Origin of the sequence: Mesorhizobium sp. B2-5-7, assembly GCF_006440875.1 — a bacterium.
In the GTDB taxonomy this organism is placed as follows: domain Bacteria; phylum Pseudomonadota; class Alphaproteobacteria; order Rhizobiales; family Rhizobiaceae; genus Mesorhizobium; species Mesorhizobium australicum.
This window is the reverse complement of sequence record NZ_VFUO01000004.1, coordinates 583,916-604,462: the sequence shown is the minus strand read 5'-3', so window position 1 is coordinate 604,462 and position 20,547 is coordinate 583,916. Positions and strand designations below refer to the sequence as shown.

The window sequence follows — 20,547 nt, the reverse complement described above, 5'->3', positions numbered from 1 at the left end:
ATTAAGCATTGCTGTTAAGATATCAACGACAATCTGTGCAGCGATCGGGGGGATTGATGAGCCGGATAGCTCTTTGGCTTGGTTTGGGCCTTGCCCTTTCGGTCTGGCCCGCTCAGGCGGAAAGATCCTCGGATTTTTTTAAATCTTACCAAGGGTACAATGACGACGGCAAGGCTTTCCTGGACAAAATCGAGCCGAAGATCGGCACGGTGGACCTTGCCGAAGGTGTACACCTGACCCTTGGCGATAAGTTCTATTTTCTTAACAAGAAAGACACTGCCTCTGTTTTGACAGAAGCCTGGGGCAATCCTGCCAGTTCCGCTGCCGATTCGGTCGGCATGATCTTTCCGGCCAAATATGATCCCATTGCCGATGGCAATTGGGGCATAGAGTTGCGATGGGAGAAGATAGGCTATGTCGATGATGGCGAGGCCGCATCCATCGACTACGGCGAGTTGCTGCGCACCATGCAGGCGGACACATTGTCAGGCAACGATCAAAGGGCAAAGGATGGCTTTCCTCCCATTACCTTGATCGGCTGGGCCTCGCCGCCAGTCTACGACTCGGTCAACAAGCGTTTGCACTGGGCAAAGGAACTGCAATTCGGAGACGATACCGTCCACACGCTCAACTACGACGTCCGTTTTCTGGGTAAGGAGGGCGTTTTTGTGATGAGTTATATCGCTACGGTGGAGCAATTGCCGGAGATAAGGCAAAGCCTGGACGAAGTCCTTGGCCTCGCCGCCTTCAATACCGGCAAGAAATACACTGATTTCATACCCGGCTCCGATACAGTTGCGGCAGTTGGCATTGGTGGCCTCATAGCGGGAAAATTGGCGGCGAAGGCGGGCCTTCTGGCCGTGGCCCTCATTGCGCTGAAGAAATTCGGTTTGATCTTGCTGGTTCCCTTGGCCGGAGTCTGGCGCTTCGTTCGCGGCAACAAGCGCACGTCGTAGGCGTCGCCCAAGCGCTGCTGACTGTTGTCGGGCGCGCCGGCAGGGTGCCGGCAGTGCGCCAAACGGAACACTGCACTGGATCACGCCTCGCCAATGCCTTTGCGGTACGCGAACAGGGTACGTTCTTGTCGTCTCCTGCGCATCGTGCCGTCCTCAAAATCTCGACAGTCGCGCCCATGACCGACACCACATCAAGGCAGATCGCCACGTCCGCGGCCATCCCGCCGCGCGAGGAGCGCATCGGCTTCCTTCTGGTGTTCCTGTCGGCACTGATGTGGAGTTTCGGCGGCACCATCGCCCGGTTCATCACGGTCGGCGACAGCTGGACCGTGATATTCTGGCGCTCCGCGTGGGCTGCCGTATTCCTGCTTTGCTTCATGGTCTGGCGTGACGGCTGGCGCGGCATGCTGAAATCATTCCGCGACATGGGCCTGCCAGGCATTGCGGTGGGGTTCTGCTTCGCCATTGCGTCGACCTCGTTCGTGGTGGCGCTTGCCTATACGACCGTCGCCAATATTCTTTTGATGCAAGCCGGCGTGCCGCTTCTGGCGGCCCTGTTTGCCTGGGCGCTGTTCCGCGAAAAGGTAACCGTCGCGACCTGGATGGCGATCGTCGCCGTCCTCGCCGGCGTCGCCATCATGGTGTCTGAATCTGTTGACGGCGCCGTCTCGCCCATAGGCGATGGACTGGCGCTGCTGATCGCGTTCATGTTCTCGATCGCCACCGTCATCACCCGGCGCTTCTCCAGCGTGCGCATGACGCCGGCGACCTGTCTCGGCACGATCCTGGCGGCGGGCTTCGCTGCCTCGCAGGCCTCGACCTTCGCGGTGTCGGCCGGCGACATGGGCTTTCTCTTCGTCTTCGGCGTGGTCAATCTCGGCCTTGGTCTTGCTTTCTTCGCCACTGGCGCGCGCTTGATCCCGGCGGCTATCGCGGCACTGCTCGGCACGTTCGAGCCGATCCTGGGGCCGATATGGGTCTGGCTCATCCATTCCGAGGTGCCGTCCGGGCGCACCATCGTCGGCGGCGCGGTGGTGGTCACGGCGCTGCTTGTCCATATCGGGCTCGAATTCAAGCGTCAGGCGCGGCCGCAGCGGCCTGGGGTCACCGGGGTGCCTTCGCCTAATTGATGCGGGTGCCGAAGCTTTGCCCATTGACAATGTCGCTGCCACCCGGGCAGGCTGGGAACACGGCAACAACAAGACAGGCGTATCTTGCCAAGTCTCCCCGGCGGCCCGATCGAGACCGGACCACATTCTAGTATCTCTGACCGCACGGCGGCGAAAGCTTCTGACGGCATCGCAATTCCTTCCCGCCCCGACCGTGCGGGCGGCCGTCGGCGGCGTGCCGAATGGCGGCCGTCGACCTCTGGAAAGCTCAACAGTCTAAAGCAAATGCCCGGCCGCGCGAGCATGTCGCGACGCGCCGGCAATGGAACACTCACCAAAGGAGAATAGCATGATCCGCAAAGCGCTCTGGCTTTCGGCAACCTCGGTATTTCTGGCGCTTTTGACGCCCGCCGGTCACGCCGCGGACCGCGTCGTCAACGTCTTCAACTGGTCGGATTACATCGACAGTTCGATCATCGATGATTTCACCAAGAAAACCGGCATCAAGGTCGTTTACGATACGTTCGATTCCAACGAGATCCTCGAAACCAAGCTGCTCGCCGGCGGCAGCGGCTACGACGTCGTCGTGCCGAGCGGCAATTTCCTGGCCCGCCAGATCCAGGCCGGTGTGTTCCAGAAGCTTGACAAGTCGAAGCTGCCGAACCTCTCCAACATGTGGGACACGGTTACGGAGCGCACCGCCAAATACGATCCCGGCAACGAATACTCGGTCAATTACATGTGGGGCACGGTCGGCATCGGCTACAACACCAAGAAAGTGAAGGCAGCGCTCGGCACCGACAAGATCGACAGCTGGGATACCTTCTTCAACCCCGATAGCCTGGCCAAATTGAAGGATTGCGGCGTCTATGTGCTGGATTCTCCATCCGACATCCTGCCGGCGGCGCTGAAGTACCTCGGTCTCGACCCCAACAGCACGTCGCCCGACGATATCGCCAAGGCCGAGGAAGCTCTTCTCAAGGTCCGTCCCTATATCAGGAAGTTCCACTCGTCCGAATACATCAACGCACTTGCCAATGGCGATATCTGCCTGGCGGTCGGCTGGTCGGGTGACGTGTTCCAGGCTCGCAACCGCGCGGTCGAGGCCAAGCAAGGCGTGGAAATCGGCTATTCCGTGCCGAAGGAAGGCGCCCAGATGTGGTTCGATCAGATGGCGATCCCCGCCGACGCGCCGCACGTCGCCGAGGCGCTTGAATTCATCAACTACATGATGACGCCGGAAGTGATCGCCAAGTCGTCGAACTATGTCCTTTATGCCAACGGCAACAAGGCATCGCAGCAATTCGTGGACAAGGCGCTGCTCGACGATCCCTCGGTCTATCCGGACGCCGCGACCTTGCAGAAGCTCTATACCACCCAGCCTTACGATCCCAAGACCCAGCGCATCGTCACGCGCAGCTGGACCAAGATCGTCACCGGCCAGTAGGCAATCCGGCGCGACCCCGGCAGCCAACTGCCGGGGTCGATTTCTTTTGGGGAATAAAAAAGCACGGAGTGGGGATATGAAATCGCTTGGCAGCATCCGCAGGGACTTCGCGCCATGGAACGACCCGAACGCCAAGCCATATATCCAGTTCGACAATGTCACCAAGAAGTTTGGTGACTTTACCGCCGTCAACAATCTGTCGCTGACCATTTTCGAGCGTGAATTCTTCGCTCTGCTTGGCGCATCGGGTTGCGGAAAGTCGACGCTGCTCAGGATGCTTGCCGGCTTCGAGGAGCCGACGGCCGGGCGCATCCTGCTCGACGGCCAGGATCTGCGCGGCATTCCGCCCTATCGCCGGCCGGTCAACATGATGTTCCAGTCCTATGCCTTGTTCCCGCATATGACCGTCGAGAAGAACATCGCCTTCGGTCTCAAACAGGAAGGCATGCCGAAGCCGGATATCGAAAAGCGCGTCGCCGACATGCTGAAGCTGGTCAAGCTCGAGCAGTTCGCCAAGCGCAAGCCGCACCAGCTTTCCGGCGGCCAGCGCCAGCGCGTCGCGCTTGCCCGCTCGGTAGCCAAGCGACCGAAGGTGCTGCTGCTCGACGAGCCGCTCGGCGCGCTCGACAAGAAACTGCGCGAGGAAACCCAGTTCGAACTGATGGATCTGCAGCAGGAGCTTGGTCTCACCTTCGTCGTCGTCACCCATGATCAGGAAGAGGCGATGACGATGGCCGATCGCATCGCCATCATGGATAAGGGCGAGGTGATGCAGGTGGCGACGCCGCCGGAAGTCTATGAAGCCCCGACGTCGCGCTTCGTCGCCCATTTCGTCGGCAACGTGAACATGTTCGAGGGCAAGGTTGCCGAACAGGCAGCCAACACGACCCACATTACAGGTCCAAGCGGGGCTCAGATCGTCGTCGAGAACGGTGGCGCGGCTGCAAAGGCCAATGCGGATATCGTCTTCGCCGTCAGGCCGGAGAAGATCAGGGTCTCGTCTAAGAAGCCGGCCGATGCCGTCAACGCGCTGGAAGGTGAGGTTTACGACATCGCCTATCTCGGCGACATGACTGTCTATCACGTCAGGCTGGACGACGGGCAGATCGTGCGGGCAAGCGCCTTGAACGCGGCCCGTGTGACCGAGGATCCACTGACCTGGAACGACCGTGCCTGGGTGTCTTTCCGGCCCGACGCCGGCGTCGTGCTGGCACGGTAGGGGACGGCCATGTCCAACACCGCCGTTACCGATGCCGCCGCGCCACCGACCGCCGCCAATCCGTTCCTGACGCGGCTCGGTGCCGGCTTCGTCAGCCGGCTCGTCATCATCGTTCCCTATCTCTGGCTGCTGTTCTTCTTTCTTGTCCCCTTTGTCATCGTCTTCAAGATCTCGTTGTCGCAGACGGCTATCGCCATGCCGCCCTATACGCCGGTGCTCGATTTCAGGGACGGCGTTTCCGGTTTCTTCGCCGGCTTTCGCGACCTCAACTTCGACAATTATGTCTGGCTGACGCAGGACGCACTCTATTTCAAGGCCTATCTCACCAGCGTCGTCATCGCTGCCATCTCGACGGTGCTGACCCTGCTGGTTGGCTATCCCATCGCCTATGGCATGGCGCGCGCTCCGGCGACAATCCGCCCGACATTGCTGATGCTGGTCATCCTGCCGTTCTGGACGTCGTTCCTGATCCGCGTCTATGCCTGGATCGGCATCCTCAAGCCCGAGGGCCTGCTCAACCAGCTGCTGTTGTCGCTGCACATCATCAACCAGCCGCTGGTGATCCTCAACACTTACACGGCCATCTTCATCGGCATCGTCTATTCCTACCTGCCGTTCATGGTGCTGCCGCTTTATTCGTCGCTGGAAAAAATGGACTATTCGCTGATCGAGGCAGCCAAGGACCTCGGCTGCCCGCCGACGTCAGCCTTCTGGAAGATCACTTTTCCGCTGTCGCTGCCCGGCGTCATAGCCGGCTGCCTGCTGGTGTTCATCCCTGCCGTCGGCGAGTTCGTCATCCCCGATTTGCTCGGCGGCTCGCAGACGCTGATGATCGGCAAGACGCTGTGGAACGAGTTTTTCGCCAATCGTGACTGGCCGGTGTCGTCGGCCGTTGCCGTCATCCTGCTGCTGCTGCTGATCGTACCGATCGTGTTGTTCCAGCATGCCCAGGCCCGCGCGCAGGAGCAGGACAAATGAACACCACCTGGAGCCGCTTCAACATCACCTCGATCACGCTCGGTTTTGCCTTTCTCTATTTGCCGATCGTGCTGCTCGTCGTCTTTTCCTTCAACGAGTCAAAGCTCGTCACCGTCTGGGGCGGCTTTTCCACCAAATGGTACGTATCGCTGTTCCACAATCAGGGCCTGATGGACGCCGCATGGGTGACCATCCGCGTCGGTCTGATTTCAGCGACCGTGGCCACCGTTCTCGGCACAATGGGGGCCCTGGCGCTGACCCGCTACACACGCTTCCGGGGCAGGGTCCTGTTCTCCGGCATGATCTTCGCACCATTGGTCATGCCTGACGTCATTACCGGCCTGTCGCTGCTCCTGCTGTTTGTCGCAATCGGCATGGATCGCGGCATGACGACCGTGATCCTCGCGCATATCACCTTCACGATGTGCTTTGTCGCTGTTGTCGTGCAGTCGCGGCTTGTCAGCTTCGATCGCTCACTGGAAGAAGCCGCCATGGATCTCGGCGCGCCGCCTGTGAAGACCTTTTTCCAGATCACCCTGCCAGTCATTCTGCCGGCGATCGTGTCCGGCTGGATGCTGGCCTTCACGCTGTCACTGGACGACCTGGTCATCGCCAGCTTTGCTTCGGGCCCTGGCGCCACCACGCTGCCGATGAAGATCTACAGCCAGGTCCGCCTCGGTGTGACGCCGGAGATCAATGCCGCCTGCACCCTTCTGATCGCGATCGTCACGGTTGGCGTCATCATCGCTTCCGTCGCCAATAAGCGGCGCGAGGTGCAGCGGCAGCTTGACGAGCGGGCCGCGCAACGCGGTTAGAAGCGTTTCAACTGAGGGGCCAGGCCTTATTCGCCCGAAACGCCGCGGCTGATGGGTGAAATGAACGGCGTGCTCCAGGTTCCGCCGACGAAAAACGACGACTGGTTGGGCCCCTGCTGGCCGCTCTTCTGCGTTGCTGGCTGATCCGGCTGGATGACACCGCCCGACAGCGCCAGTCCGCGTCCTGCGTAGGATGCGATGCCGGAAAGCCAGATCTTGTATTTCGCCGAATTGGCCTCGGCCTTGTCCAGTCTGGCCACGCCTCGCGAAATGGTTGCCTTCACTTCGGCGCCATCGATGGGCAGCGTCCCGTCCGAGACATCGTCGAGCGCGAAGAAGCCGCCTTGTTCGGTATGCTTGAGAAAGGCCGGCAGGTTGAACTTGCTGAGCGCGCCAGGGCCAAAGGTCGCCGAGACAGAGCCGTCGGCGTTCTCAAAAACCGAATCCCAGGTCCTTCCTGGTCCCTTGAGGATGACCGAGACGGTGCCCGTGCCGACCGGCACCAGCCGGGTCATCCCGGCCGCGGTGCCGAACGCCCCGCCATCGACATCGGAGGCCAGCAGCCGGATCTCGACCTGGGTGCCCTCGGGCTTGCGGTCGAAACGAAGGCTGGTCTGGATGTTGCCGCCGAAGGCGGAGGCGTCGGAGATGTCGAAGACGGAAAGGCCATCCTTGACCTGCGCGGTGGCCGCGACATCGGCAAGCTGGATGCTCCCTGCGGTCGCATGCGCCGCCGACAGCCTGAGATCGAGGTTGACCCGGTCGGCGAAACTCGTGTCGATCTGACCTGGTTCGCCGCTGCTCGCCGGTCCCAGCGACGTGAAGGCGGATAGAAACGACCTGAGGTCGAGCGTGTCGAAGGCAAGTGTGCCCGAGATCACCGGCTGTGCCTCGCCAAGCGACACGTCCAGCGCACCCATGCCCGGATTGTTGTCCAGCGCCAGCGCCGTGTTCTCGAACTTGACGCGTCCGGCCGATGCCGTGACCTTGCTGGAAATGCTGACCGAGCCGATCGCGGCGCTCGGCGCGATGCCGGCCTGCGACCATTCCAGTACGCGGCGCAGCGAAGGAGCCGCGAATTTTACCTGGCCGTCGAAATAGGCGTTTTCGGACATGCTGGCCGTGCCGTCGAAGGAAAAGGTGGCCGGCGCCGCCTTGAAGGACAGGGTCAGCGGCGCCATGCCCCCGGCAAACAGCACCAGCGGCCTCGGCGAGGCAGCATCCACGGTCACGCTTTCGCCACGCCAGATCCCGGTCGCGGACAGTGTTGCATTGCTGTTCATCGCCGCCCAGTTGGCCTGGCCGCTAAGACTGCTCAGGATCTCTTCATCCTTGCCGTTGACGGACGCCACCATGCGGCCGTCCCTGAACTCCACAGTGCCGAACGTGTCGGCCGGCAGCTTGTCGAGGTCGGGCTTGGCGGGGTCGGCGTTGACCAGGCCACGGGCCGCATCGATGGAGCGCGCGATGCGCCCGCCGGTCGGCGCCGTGGGCAGGAACAGACCGTCCGCCGTGCGCTGGACCCGGATCGTCGGCCGCACCAGCCGTGCCGTGGAAAACACCACATCGCCCTGCAATGCCGCCATGGCCGAGAGGTCGACCTCGACCCGTTCGGCTTCGACGACCGGCGGCGCATCGCCGTCGGTCCATTTTGACAGCGTCACATCGGTCAGGATCGCGCGGAAATTCGGCCAGACCTCGATTCGTGGCGACCCCTCGATGGCAACCCGAAAGCCACTCCAGGCGCTCAATTCCCACGCGATGCGGTCACGCACGATCCGCGTCGAGGCGATCAGCGGCAGGGCCGCGACCACCAGAGCGATGACGATCGCGGCAGCGCCGATCGCCCATACTCCGCGGCGGATCAAGGATGATGGCATATAGCCCCGTATGCTTCCATTCCGACAAAAACGAGCGTCCGACGGGTATAACCCCTGTCGTCACTACGACTTAGGGCCGACGCATTTCAAGTCTTTATGGCCCGGCGATGGCATTTGCGCACACCTGACCGCATCGGCCCAACAAAATCTTGCTCTGCCGCGCAGCGATATGCATAAGCGATGGCGACCGTGGGAGGATCGATCATGGCTGGCGAACTACCGCTCTGGACCCCGACGCAAGACCAGATTGATGCCTCGCCATTGACCGCTTTCATGAAGGCCGCGGCAGCGAGTACCGGCAGTCCATTCTCGTCCTATGCCGACCTCCACCTCTGGTCGGTCGAGAACCGGGAGGCGTTCTGGGGTCTCGTCTGGGATTTCTGCGGTCTTGAAGGCGACAAGGGTGAACGACTGCTGCTCGACGGCGAGAAGATGCCCGGCGCCTCTTTCTTTCCGGACGCATCTTTGAATTTCGCCGAAAACCTTCTGAAAAAGACCGGCGCTGGCGAGGCCATCGTCTTTCGCGGCGAGGACAAGGTCGAGAGGCGGCTGTCGTGGAATGAACTGCATGGCCTGGTCTCGCGCCTGCAGCAGCTTTTCCTGGCGCTCAAGGTGAAGAAGGGTGACCGTATAGCGGCGATGATGCCCAACATGCCCGAAGCCGTCGCCGCCATGCTGGCGGCGGCCTCCATCGGGGCGGTGTGGTCATCCTGTTCTCCCGATTTCGGCGAGCAGGGCGTGCTCGATAGGTTCGGCCAGATCGAGCCCGTCATCTTCATCGCGCCGGACGGCTATTGGTATAATGGCAAGGCGATCGAGGTCGCCGACAAGGTCAAGGCGGTCGCGGCCAGGCTCGGCGGCGTCCGCAAAGTCCTGCTCGTCGACTATCTTGGCACCTCCGCCGACGTGGCTGATACCATCGACAAGGCAGTGGCGATGGAAGAGGCCCTGTCGCCCTTTGCCGTCAGGCCCGTCACCTTCGAGCGGCTGCCGTTTTCGCATCCGCTCTACATCCTGTTTTCGTCCGGTACCACCGGCGTTCCCAAATGCATCGTCCATTCGGCCGGCGGCACGCTCATTCAGCATGTCAAGGAACACCGGTTGCATGCCGGCCTCGGCGATGGCGACCGCTTCTTCTATTTCACCACCTGCGGCTGGATGATGTGGAACTGGCTGGTTTCGGGCCTCGCTTCCGGCGCCACGTTGCTGCTCTACGACGGTTCTCCCTTCTATCCCGACGGCAATGTGCTGTTCGATTTCGCCGACGCTGAGAAGATGACCTTTTTCGGCACCTCGGCCAAGTTCATCGATTCAGTGCGCAAGGCCGGCCTCAAGCCGATCCGCAGCCATGATCTGTCGACGATACGCGCCATATCCTCCACCGGATCGCCGCTTTCGCCCGAGGATTTCCGCTTCGTCTATGATGGCATCAAGAAGGACGTGCACCTTGCCTCGGTGTCCGGCGGCACCGATATCGTCTCGTGCTTCGTGCTCGGCGTGCCGACCCAGCCGGTCTGGACCGGCGAGATCCAGGGGCCGGGCCTCGGCCTCGCAGTCGATGTCTGGGACGATGATGGCAAGCCGGTCCGGCAGGAGAAGGGGGAGCTGGTGTGCACCAGGGCTTTCCCGTCCATGCCGATCGGCTTCTGGAACGATCCCGACGGCAGGAAATACCAGGCGGCCTATTTCGAGCGTTTCGACAATGTCTGGTGCCATGGCGATTTCGCCGAATGGACCGATCATGGCGGCATGGTCATCCATGGCCGCTCCGACGCGACGCTCAACCCCGGCGGTGTGCGCATCGGCACGGCCGAGATCTACAATCAGGTCGAGCAGATGCCGGAAATCCTGGAGGCGCTGTGCATCGGCCAGGATTTCGACAATGATGTGCGCGTCGTGCTGTTCGTGCGGCTTGCCGCCGGCGTCAAGCTCGACGACGATCTCGAAAAGCGCATCCGGGCCAAGATCCGCAGCGGCGCCAGCCCACGCCATGTTCCGGCCAGGATCGTCGCCGTCTCCGACATCCCCCGCACCAAGTCGGGCAAGATCACCGAGCTTGCGGTGCGCGACGTGGTCCACGGCCGCGCCATCAAGAACAAGGAAGCGCTGGCCAACCCGGAAGCGCTGGAGCTGTTCCGCGACTTGCCGCAGCTCGCGCAGTGAACGCGACCGGCATGGTTAACGAAATATGTCGCACGAATTTACCTAGATTTCACGAGTGGTACACATTCGTAAATTTTTTGGCGACCCGGTAAGGACTTGTTAAGGCCCGGCGTCGATAGTCGCACGTAACTTGAGGGAGAAATCCCGTTCCTCAGCCCCGAGGATCTGAATTCAGCTCAAGCCCCCGTTGTGACAGCAATCCAATTTCCTAAGGCGTCCTTACCGGGCGCCTTTTTTCTTGGCTTGCTACTCCGCGAGCACCCGGGTCGAGGGGAACGCAACCTCCACCAGCGTGCCTTCGCCGGGCGTCGAATTGATGGTGAAGCGGGCGCGGTTGGCTTCCACCATCGCCTTGGTCAGCGGCAGGCCAAGGCCGGTGCCGTCGCCGCGCCCACGCTTCAGCGCGTTGATCTGCTTGAACGGCTTCAGCGCCTGCTCGATCTCGGCCTGGCTCATGCCGATGCCGGTGTCGCGCACCCGCATGACGACGTCGCCCGAGGTCTCGTAGGCGGTCGAGACGATCACCTGGCCGCCGGCCTGGGTATAGCGCACGGCGTTGGACAGGATGTTGAGCGCGATCTGGCGCACGCTGCGCAGGTCGGCCACCACTTCCGGCAGCCGCGAGGCGAAGCTGGAACGGATGATGACGCGTTCGCGGTTGGCCTGGGGCTGCATCATCGCCACGGTTTCGGCCAGCGTATCGTTGAGCGACACCGCCTCATAAGCCATTTCCTGCTGGCCGGCCTCGATCTTCGAGATATCCAGGAGGTCGTTGACCAGGTCGAGCACGTGGTTGCCCGAGCGGTTGATGTCGCGCAGATAATCGCGGTAGCGGTCATTGGCCACCGGCCCGAACTTCTCGTCGACCATCAGTTCGGAAAAGCCGATGATGGCGTTGAGCGGCGTGCGGATCTCATGGCTGATGCGGGCGAGGAAATCTGTCTTCTGCGAGGAGGCGCGTTCGGCCACCGCGCGCGCCTGGGTGAGATCCTCTTCGGCTCGCTTCCACTGCGTGATGTCGCGCACCACGGCACAGAAGCCGCTGTCGTTGGGCAACCGGCCGATGGTCATGAACAGCGGGATGAAGCGTCCCTGTGCTTCGCGGCCGATCACCTCGCGGCCGTCATTCAAGACGCTCGCCACACCAGGCTCCGACAGGCCGGTGAGATAGTCGCGCGCCGCGCGCTGGCTCTCGATGGCAAACAGCGAGGCGAAGGGCTTGCCGGTCACCTCGTCGCTGTCGAAACCGAACAGCGCCTCGGCCGGGCGGCTGATCGAACGGATGGTGCCGTCGCTGCCGATCAGCACGACCCCGTCGGTAGCTGTGTCGATGATGGTGCGCATCTCTGCGATGCGTGCCTTGAGCTCGGAAATGTCGGGCTGCGTCGGCTCCTCGCCGATCGCATGCGCTGCCGCGGGCGCATCATCCTCGCCGGAACGGCGAACGACCAGCATCAGGGCCTTGCCGTCGCGCCAGGGCACGGAGCGCAGGATGGCGTCGATCGGGAATTCCTGCCCGTCGCGCGTCTTCAGCCGCAGCGCCCGGTCGCTGCCGTCGGAGGCGCCGTCATCGGCATAGGGATCGGCAAACAAAGCGCCGAGGCCGCCCGCATCCTCGAGGTCCTCCAGCGTCGCGTACCTGGTCAGGTCGAGGAATTCCTCGTTGGCATAGTGCAACTGGTCGCCTGAATGGATGATCAGCGGCACCGGCAGCTTGCCGAGCAGCGATGTATCGGGCGTCTTGTTTTCTGTGCCGACGGAAAAAGCCGACGGCATGAACCCTTCGGTCTTGAGCGGCGGTACCTGCAGCCGTGGCGGCTGGATGAGCGTCTCGGCCGCGTGATGCGTGCCGCCGGTTCCGCCGGTGGCCGCAATCGCTTGATCGCCGGATGCAGTTGCTGCGTCGCCGGCCCAATCCTCGTCATCCTCGGCGTCGCGAAAATCGTCTGACGTCATGCTGTCGTCATCGGCCGGTGCCTGGGCAGGTTCTGCCTGCGCCGCAGCCTCGCCATCCTCGGCCGTCGCCGCCTCTTTGTCGCTATCGTGGGCGGCATAGTCGAGCAGGGAGCCCGAGGCCTCCGGCGGCGGGGATCCGGAGGCCGGCGCCTGTTGTTCGGCCTGGTCCGGTTGCGCACCGTCGAGCCGCGCCAGATCCCTCTGATCCTCGGCATCGCTTGGGGAAAATTCGCCCGCATCCGGCTCGTCTTCCGCATCGGGCGCTGCCATCTCATGCGCCGGGCCGCTCGCCGGTTCCTGGCTCGAGCCTGCTGGTCCGGCATTCGGGTCGGCGATATCCGCCCGCGGCTTCGCATCGGCCTCCGGCTTGGCCGCGTCGTGCGGCCCGGGCAAAGACCCTATTCCGGCACCTTGTTCCGCCTGCCTTGCCGGCTCGGCTGCCGCCGGCGGCTCTGCCGTGGAACTGTCTTTTTTCAGCCGCTCGCCGATCTCGCGGAATGCGCTGCGTTCCAGCGAGGACAGCCCCTTGTCGTTGGCCGGCTGCCGGTGTTCGGCCAACCGGATGACCTTGTCGGCAAAGCGCCGCTCCGGTTTCGGGACGATGGTCAGCGCCGGCACTTCGCCCTTGAACGGATCCGATGCCTTTGGTTCTTCGGCCTTTGGATCTTCCGGCATTGTCTCCACGGTTTTCGGCTTGGGTGCCGCCGGCATCTCGCCATTGGGCACCAGGGCCATGCCGATCGCTTCCGGATCGACGACCGCATCCCCGCTTCGCGCGACGCCGAAGCCGCGAAAGCCTTCGAAGGCGCGGCCGCGCCCATAGACAGGCAATGCCGCCAGGTCGACAGGGATCTTTAGGTCGGTACCGACGACCGGCCACAGCACCGAGCGGCCGGACCAGGTGTCGCGCCGCTCCAGCAGGCCGGAGATCTCGCCGGATGCATCAAGGCCGAAGGCCGCCGCCACATCTCGGAAGCGCCGGCCGATCACGTCGGCGGCCGGATGGCCGACGATATCGGCGAATTCCGGCGACAGGGCGCTGAACTTACCCTCGGCGTCGGTCCGCCAGACAAAACGCAGCGGTGCGGCCGAGCGGTCTATCGTCCGGGTGACCACGGTCGCGGTCGGGGCTACGGGCGAGGTGGCCTCGTCTTGCTTTACGCTGTGCGCCGCAGCTTCGGTGCCGACCGCCTCTGCCACGCGTTTCGGTTCCGGCGCGGCTGGCGCGTCGTCTTCTCCGGCATTGAAATACCAATGATCGTGCTGCCCCGGCGTGCCGGCCGCCGGCTGATCATTGTCGGCGGCAGCGGGTGTCGGCCCGGCCGGCTCCTCGATTTCCCGCGCTGTCGGCTCCGGCATCTCGCCAGCCATGGGTTCGGAAGGGACGTGTTCGTGCTCGGTCGCGGCAGCGACGGGCAACTGCTCGCTCGCCTCTGTCGCGGCGGTTCCCACCATCCGAACGCCAACCTCCTCGGCAGGGCTTTCCGTGATCGCGGGCGAACCGTCTGCCGGAGCCGCGCTGTCCTCGAGTTGGTCCTCGTCTATCACCACCAGCAGATGCCGCTCCGGCGTCAGCCGGGCGAGACCGGCGGGGTAGGAGGTCCTGCCGCCCGGAACGAGGCGCTTGACGATGCGCTCGCCCTCGGCCGCGACGTCTGCCACCAGGGCCGCCAGTGTCGCGGGCTGGATGCCGAGCGCCGAAAATCCCTCCGAGGCGGCCTCGACATTGCCCTTGGCATCGATGAAGGCGATGAAATGGCCGTCTTCGGTAAAGCCGCTGATTGCCCGGCCGGCGATCTCGGCGGCACTGCGCGAGCCGGTCTGCGCGGCCGGCACCGCCAGCATGATGGCATTCTCGCCGTCGGGTAGCGTCACGGCACTGGCAAGAAAGCCGACGGCGCGACTGGTCATGCCGGTCGCCAGGCGCACGGTAATCGATCGATCGACGCCGATCTGGGGAAAACCGCTGGTCGCCATGATCTGGCGGCGTGCGACCAGCGGCAGCCGCGCCGAGGCCCCAATGATCGCTTCGATGTCGGGATAGCCGAACATGGCGGCGCCCGGCCCGTTGGCCCAGATCACCTGCTCGAGGTCCACCGACAGGATCGCGATTGCGTCGCCGGCGGCAAACCGCTGGCGGACCGCGTCAAGCACGGCGACGTCGAGGAAGGAATATTCGGACGGCATGCGCTTGGCGAACCCTCACGGAGCGGCGAATTTGCAGTTAACGCTTTGTTAATAAAAGCCGCAGCCACGAAGGTCCACAAGCCAGAACGTGCAAAGGCTGAATTTTGGCCGTTTGGTTAACGGCCGAAAACATTTTTTTGTGCACTGCAACAAAGATATTGCAATGCACAAGATTTGCCTTTATATTGCCATCATACATGAACGAGACGGCTTTCTGTCAAAGCCGCTGCCGCTGAAAAGGATGGAAAATGTCCAGGACCAAGACCGCCGAGACGATCGAAAACGTTGAATTCCCGAGCTTCGACGCTTCCAAGGCCACCGACCAGATGCGCGCTTTCGCCGAAAAGGGCGTTGAGCAGTCGAAGGAGGCCTACGCCAAGCTCAAGACCGGTGCCGAGGAAACCCAGAAGGCCCTGGAGTCGACCTACGAAACCGCCAAGGCTGTTTCCAGCGACCTGTCGCTCAAGACCATCACCGCGCTGCGCGCCAACGCCGAGGCCGGCTTCTCGCATCTCGAAGCCCTGATCGGCGCGAAGTCGCTGTCGGAAGTCATCGAGTTGCAGACCGCGTTCCTGCGTAAGCGCGTCGAACTGACCGTCGAGCAGGCCAAGGACTTCCAGGCCGTTGCCTCCAAGGCGGCCGAGGACGTCTCGAAGCCGATCAAGACCGCCTTCGAGAAGGCGATCAAGGAAATCAAGGCCGCCTAACAAGTGCGCATCGTCCGCGGATGCAACAAAAGGTCGCATTTTGTCGGACAAATAGATGTGAGACAGTTGCGACCGAGCGAATACCCGGCGAGTGGAACCTCCTCCCTCTGCTCTTCGGGGTGACCAGCCAGCACCTCCTCCCGCTGGCTCGTAACAGGAAAAGGCCGGCACCTCCTCCCGCCGGCCTTTTTCTTTGTCCGGCGAAAGGGGCGCCGCTGTAGGGAAGTGGCCTTTGCTTTGCAAAAGCCTTGAATTAGAATTCATAAGCCCGTAAGGACGCATCGCCGAACGAAAGAGCGGATCGCGGAGAGTGAACCTTCCACCCCGATCCTGCTACCAACGTTAAGACGTGCCGTTGTAGCTCAGATGGTTAGAGCGCCGGATTGTGGATCCGGAGGTCGCTGGTTCGATCCCAGCCAACGGTACCACTAGCACTCTCCCCATAACCGGTCGAAACTATTGGAGAAGGTTTTTCCAATAGCGGGTCCTTTCCTGATTGCATCGCCTTCGATGCTGCGCCCCTTGCTCTCGCGCACCGCAACTTTCGCGGTGTTCCGGCGCATCAGTAAGTGATGGCTCGACCCGCAAAACCACGCCCCGCTCTTAAACCGTCGGCTGCGGCCCGGGCCTCGCGAACCCGACCCGTCAGCTGTAGAAATCCTGGTACCACTCGACGAACCGCCCCACCCCCTCGGTGACGGAGGTGCGGGGGCGATAGCCGACCGCCGCCTGCAGCGCCGAAGTGTCGGCGAAGGTGTCGGGCACGTCGCCGGCCTGCAGCGGCAGCAGCTCGATCACCGCCTTGCGGCCGAGCGCGTTTTCCAGCGCCTCGACATAGGCGGTCAGCTTCACCGGGTTGTTGTTGCCGATGTTGAAGATGCGCCAGGGCGCGCCGCTGGTCGCCGGGTCCGGACGGCCGGAATCCCAGGCCGGGTTGGCTGCGGCGGGGCTGTCGCTGGCACGGATCACGCCCTCGGCGATGTCCTCGACATAGGTGAAGTCGCGCGTGTGGTTGCCGTTGTTGAACAGCTTGATCGGCTCACCGGCCAGGATGCTCCTGGTGAACAGGAACAGCGCCATGTCAGGGCGTCCCCAGGGGCCGTACACGGTGAAGAAGCGCAGCCCCGTGGTCGGCAGGCCGAACAGGTGGCTGTAGCTGTGCGCCATCAGTTCGTTGGCACGCTTGGTGGCGGCGTAGAACTGCAGCGGATGGTCGGCCGGCCGATGCTCGGAAAACGGCATGTCGGTGTTGGCACCGTAGACGCTCGAGGTGCTGGCATAGGTCAGGTGCCCGACACGGCTGCCGCGGCAGGCCTCGAGCATGTTGGTGTAGGCGATGATGTTGCTCTCGACATAGGCGCGCGGATTTTCCAGGCTGTAGCGCACGCCGGCCTGGGCGGCGAGATGGATCACCCGGTCGAAGGCATGGTCGGCAAAGCAGCCGTCGACCACGCCCCTGTCGGCGAGATCGCCATGGATGAAATGATAGCCGGCATTGGTCTTGCGGCTCGCCTCGTCCAGGAGCCGCAGCCGCGCCTGCTTGATTTGCGGGTCGTAGTAATCGTTGATACTGTCAATGCCGACAACCTCGTCACCGCGCTCCAGGAGCCGCCTGGCGACATGATAGCCTATGAAGCCGGCAGCGCCGGTGACCAGTACCTTCATCAGAAGGCATTATAGGTTGCGCCGCGAAACCGGCATCCTGCGGACGCATGATATGTCCAGCCCATGGCTCTCGGACTGGACCCGGCGTGCGAATTCCAGGTCTGCTTAGCGGAAAGCCCTGGAAATCTGGTCCGTGAGAGGTTTCAGCATATACGACCAGACATTGCGTTCATCCGTGCGGATGTGAACTTCCGCTGGCATGCCCGGTCTGAGTTGCCTGGCTTCCTTCAAGCACTCCGACTGACTGTCGACCTTGATACGGGCCGAAAAGTACGAAAGCTGGCGTTGCGGATCTTTGATCAGGTCCGCCGAGATGTACTTGACGGAGCCGTTGCAAACAGGGGTAGTCCCGGCATCGAAAGCTGGAAACCGGATCGAAACGCTCTGTCCCGGGTTGACGTCGTCTATGCGGGAAGGAGGGATCAACGCGTCCACGACAAGGTTGTCGGCCTCGGGAACGATCGTCATCAGCAGTTCGCCCGGGGCGACCACGCCGCCGACAGTGTGAACGGACGACTGCTGAACTGTGCCGGATTGCGGAGCGCGGATCTCGGTTTTGGTCAGTTCGTCTTGCGCCACGATCTTGCGTTCGTTGAGTTCGGTGCGCTTGGCTTCAGTCTCGCGCAGTTCACCGGTCACATCGCTTCGCCGTTGCTCGTCGAGCTGCAGGATTTGCAACTCGATCTCGCTGATCTTGGCCTGTGCCTCTGCTACCGCGGCTGCCAGTCGTCCCGACTCGCCCTTGGCACGCGTCGCATCCAGCCTGACGTTGCTAATCCTCTCTTTGGACACCAGTTTCTTCGAATAGAGGGCATCGACATCCGTAAGGTCAGTGCTCAGCAGCGCCGCTGATTCATCGGCTGCAACCTGCTGGGCCTTCAGGCCATCGATCTGACGCTCGAGTTGCTTTGTTTGGCTCGACAAGAGCGCCTTCTGCCCGGCCAATGCCGAGGCACGGGTTTCGAACAGCGCGCGCTCGCCGCTGACAAGGGCGGCCAGCTCCGGCTTTGGCATCCCGGCCTCAAGGCCGGCTGGAAGCTGCATTTCACGCAAACCGCCGCGTTCGGCCTCCAGTCGCGCAAGCCGCACCGTGGTGCGATCAAGATCTTCGCTGATGATCTGCAGATTGGCCCGTGGCAGCGTGCCGTCCAGCCGGACCAATATGTCACCGGCCCGAACATGGTCGCCGTCTTGCGCAAAGATGCCGCCGATCGTGCCGCCGGTCTGGTGCTGGACCTTCTTGATGTTGCTTTCGACCACCACCGTGGCGGGCGCGATCACGGCACCAGCTATCTTGGTCAAGCCAAGCCATGCTCCGCCGCCGACCACCAGCAGGCCAGTCACAACGAGCCCCAGCGTCATGCTTGGCCAAAGGGTCCCTGGCGCAAGGATGCTGTCTGGCACCTTGGGCAAGTCGGTTTCGGCGGGCTGATCTCGAGTTCCGAACCGGGCAAGTGTCGGCATGAACGCAAGCACGCGGGGCAAGATGTCACGCATGTCCGGTCACTCCCGAGTGGATGGGCGCGATCGAAGATGGACGTTGCGCGGCAGGCGAGGGCGGCCGCCGCATGCCGGCAAGCACTTCCTCGCGCGAGCCGAAGGTGCGCAGCCTGCCATCCGCCAGGACCATGACCTGATCGATGTTGGTGAGGGCAGATGGCCTGTGTGCAACAACGATCACAATACCTCCACGCTGGCGGACGGCCATGATGGCTCCGGCCAGGGCGGCGTCACCTTCAACGTCGAGATTTGAGTTTGGCTCGTCCAGCACGACCAGGAACGGGTTGCCGTAGAGCGCCCGGGCAAGGCCGATAAGCTGCCTTTGCCCTGCCGACAGCGCTCTTCCTCCCTCGCCGATGCGCGTCTGGAAGCCTGCCGGCAGATGCATGATCATCGAGTGGACGCCCGCGGCTTTCGCCGCGGCGAGCACGCCCTGGGGGTCGCTCTTGCCGCCAAATCTCGAAATATTGTCCGCCACCGTCCCGTCGAACAGTTCAACATCCTGCGGCAGATAGCCAATGTGGGCGCCGAGCCGTTGCGCGTCCCACTGGTCGAGAGAGGCCCCGTCCAGCCGCACCGTGCCGTGCAGAGGGCTCCAAACTCCCACCAGCGCGCGCACCAATGTTGTCTTTCCCGAGCCGCTTGGGCCGATAACGGCCATTCCCGCGCCGCTCGAAAGCTGGAAGCTTACATCGATGAGCGTCGGCCTGGGTGTACCCGGAGGCGCTACCGCCAAACTATCGACCGCCAGGCGAGCCTCTGGCGGCGGCAACTTCATGGATTCGATTGGACTCTCGAACGCACGGAGCGCCGCTTTCAACTGGGAATAGCTCTGCCGGGTGGACAGGAAACCCCGCCAGTTCGCAATCGCCGCATCGACCGGGGCTAGCGCGCGACCCAGCAATATCGACGACGCGATGATCACGCCAGGGGATGCTTCGCCTCCGATGACGAGATACGCGCCGAGCCCTAGCACCGAAGATTGCAGCACCATCCTAAGCGCCTTCGACAGCGAGCTGATTCCACCCACGATGTCGGAGAGCCGCTCCTGATAGGAGAGATAGGCGTGAGTGACTTCGCCCCAGCGCCCCGCCAGCCGTTCGGAGAGGCCCATCGCGTGGACCACCTCGGCATTCCGACGGCCGGAATCAGCAAGCGTGCGCTGTGTCAGGATCGCTTCAGACGCCAGCGCCGCAGGGCGGCGGCTGATGATCTCAGCCACGATGGTCAGCACGACGACGGCGACGGAGCCGAGGGTCGCAAGCACGCCGAGCGACGGATGCAACATGTAGATAATGAGCAGATAAAACGGGATCCACGGCGCGTCGAAAAGAACCGTCGGCCCCGTTCCCGAAAGGAATCCGCGCAATTGATCGAGGTCCCGCAACGGAAGCACCCGGTCCGCTTCTCGACCGGCCCTGAGCGGGAGAAGCAACGAAATTGCGAATGTTCTCTGCTGCAAACTGCAGTAGAATCGACTGGCGATTCGGACCAGTAGACGAAGCCGCACGAAATCGAGCAGACCGTAGGCCGCATAGAGGCCCAGCATTCCGATGGTGAACCCGACCAAGGTCGGGACGCTTTGCGACGGCAGGACGCGATCATAGACCTGCAGCATGTAAACGGATCCGGTCAACGCAAGGATGTTTATCATTGCGGAAAAGAGTCCGATGCCAGCTATTCCAGGCAGGCAGTCTAGTATTGCGGAGCGTAGCGGAGAGGCGCTTTGTGGCTCTTTATTCATAGCTTATTGCTATGACACCACGTTGTCGCGTGTCTTTCTTTGTTCATCCGATGGGTAACCTTTTCTGATTCCACCATATCACATGCGCCCCCCCCGGACATGATGGCTAGCTAACATATGGCGAACTTTATGCAAAATGAAGCGAAATCGTGGCCGGGAGTCGGGGTGGGGAGAGGGGTGCCTGTGAAAACAGTGGAGAACTGTGCATGCGGTCGTCAGTG

The 20,547-nt window shown here is 62.5% G+C and carries 13 protein-coding genes and 1 tRNA gene; 9 read left to right on the top strand and 5 right to left on the bottom strand.

The genetic code is table 11. The features are described 5' to 3' along the window. The first annotated feature begins 56 nt into the window (after positions 1 to 56). The 6 genes from FJ543_RS20755 to FJ543_RS20730 all read left to right on the top strand — a co-directional run bounded on the left by FJ543_RS20755 (position 57) and on the right by FJ543_RS20730 (position 6,524). A complete protein-coding gene (locus FJ543_RS20755) occupies positions 57 to 956 on the top strand; it encodes a DUF2167 domain-containing protein (protein ID WP_140876758.1) in 900 nt (299 codons plus the stop codon). A 176-nt stretch (positions 957 to 1,132) separates the two neighbouring features. Further along, on the top strand, positions 1,133 to 2,086 hold the full coding sequence (locus tag FJ543_RS20750; RefSeq protein WP_140614652.1) for a DMT family transporter: 954 nt from the start codon (positions 1,133 to 1,135) through the stop codon (positions 2,084 to 2,086). Between the two features lie 328 nt (positions 2,087 to 2,414). Then, a complete protein-coding gene (locus FJ543_RS20745; RefSeq protein WP_140614651.1) occupies positions 2,415 to 3,512 on the top strand; it encodes a polyamine ABC transporter substrate-binding protein in 1,098 nt (365 codons plus the stop codon). Between the two features lie 76 nt (positions 3,513 to 3,588). Beyond that, positions 3,589 to 4,731 carry an ABC transporter ATP-binding protein gene (locus FJ543_RS20740; protein ID WP_140876756.1) on the top strand — a complete coding sequence of 381 codons (1,143 nt, stop codon included), beginning with the start codon at positions 3,589 to 3,591 and terminating at the stop codon, positions 4,729 to 4,731. A 9-nt stretch (positions 4,732 to 4,740) separates the two neighbouring features. Continuing rightward, on the top strand, positions 4,741 to 5,709 hold the full coding sequence (locus FJ543_RS20735; protein WP_140614649.1) for an ABC transporter permease subunit: 969 nt from the start codon (positions 4,741 to 4,743) through the stop codon (positions 5,707 to 5,709). Beyond that, positions 5,706 to 6,524 carry an ABC transporter permease subunit gene (locus FJ543_RS20730; protein WP_015316315.1) on the top strand — a complete coding sequence of 273 codons (819 nt, stop codon included), beginning with the start codon at positions 5,706 to 5,708 and terminating at the stop codon, positions 6,522 to 6,524. Before FJ543_RS20735 ends, FJ543_RS20730 begins: the two co-directional genes overlap by 4 nt. Before the next feature lie 26 nt (positions 6,525 to 6,550). Here the strand turns inward: FJ543_RS20730 and FJ543_RS20725 are convergent, their stop codons facing one another. After that, positions 6,551 to 8,404, bottom strand: a complete 1,854-nt coding sequence (locus tag FJ543_RS20725; RefSeq protein ID WP_140614648.1) for an AsmA family protein — start codon at positions 8,402 to 8,404, stop codon at positions 6,551 to 6,553. A 204-nt stretch (positions 8,405 to 8,608) separates the two neighbouring features. On the opposite strand from FJ543_RS20725, the gene FJ543_RS20720 reads away from it, so the two are divergent. Continuing rightward, positions 8,609 to 10,567, top strand: a complete 1,959-nt coding sequence (locus FJ543_RS20720) for an acetoacetate--CoA ligase (protein WP_140614647.1) — start codon at positions 8,609 to 8,611, stop codon at positions 10,565 to 10,567. A gap of 246 nt (positions 10,568 to 10,813) precedes the next feature. Here FJ543_RS20720 and FJ543_RS20715 read toward each other — a convergent pair whose 3' ends face one another. Next, positions 10,814 to 14,710, bottom strand: a complete 3,897-nt coding sequence (locus FJ543_RS20715) for a PAS domain S-box protein (protein WP_140876754.1) — start codon at positions 14,708 to 14,710, stop codon at positions 10,814 to 10,816. A 248-nt stretch (positions 14,711 to 14,958) separates the two neighbouring features. Between FJ543_RS20715 and FJ543_RS20710 the strand changes: the two genes are divergently transcribed. Both FJ543_RS20710 and FJ543_RS20705 read left to right on the top strand, forming a co-directional pair. Then, positions 14,959 to 15,417 carry a phasin gene (locus tag FJ543_RS20710; protein WP_015316319.1) on the top strand — a complete coding sequence of 153 codons (459 nt, stop codon included), beginning with the start codon at positions 14,959 to 14,961 and terminating at the stop codon, positions 15,415 to 15,417. Positions 15,418 to 15,768: 351 nt separating this feature from the next. Beyond that, positions 15,769 to 15,845 (top strand) — tRNA-His (locus tag FJ543_RS20705). Positions 15,846 to 16,062: 217 nt separating this feature from the next. Here FJ543_RS20705 and FJ543_RS20700 read toward each other — a convergent pair. The 3 genes from FJ543_RS20700 to FJ543_RS20690 form a co-directional block, all read right to left on the bottom strand. Next, positions 16,063 to 17,082, bottom strand: a complete 1,020-nt coding sequence (locus FJ543_RS20700; RefSeq protein WP_140876752.1) for an NAD-dependent epimerase — start codon at positions 17,080 to 17,082, stop codon at positions 16,063 to 16,065. A 105-nt stretch (positions 17,083 to 17,187) separates the two neighbouring features. Continuing rightward, the gene (locus FJ543_RS20695) at positions 17,188 to 18,579 is read right to left on the bottom strand and encodes an HlyD family type I secretion periplasmic adaptor subunit (protein ID WP_015316380.1); all 1,392 of its coding nucleotides are present in this window, start codon (positions 18,577 to 18,579) and stop codon (positions 17,188 to 17,190) included. Then, positions 18,572 to 20,326, bottom strand: a complete 1,755-nt coding sequence (locus FJ543_RS20690; RefSeq protein WP_140876750.1) for a type I secretion system permease/ATPase — start codon at positions 20,324 to 20,326, stop codon at positions 18,572 to 18,574. Before FJ543_RS20690 ends, FJ543_RS20695 begins: the two co-directional genes overlap by 8 nt. Between the last annotated feature and the right edge of the window lie 221 nt (positions 20,327 to 20,547).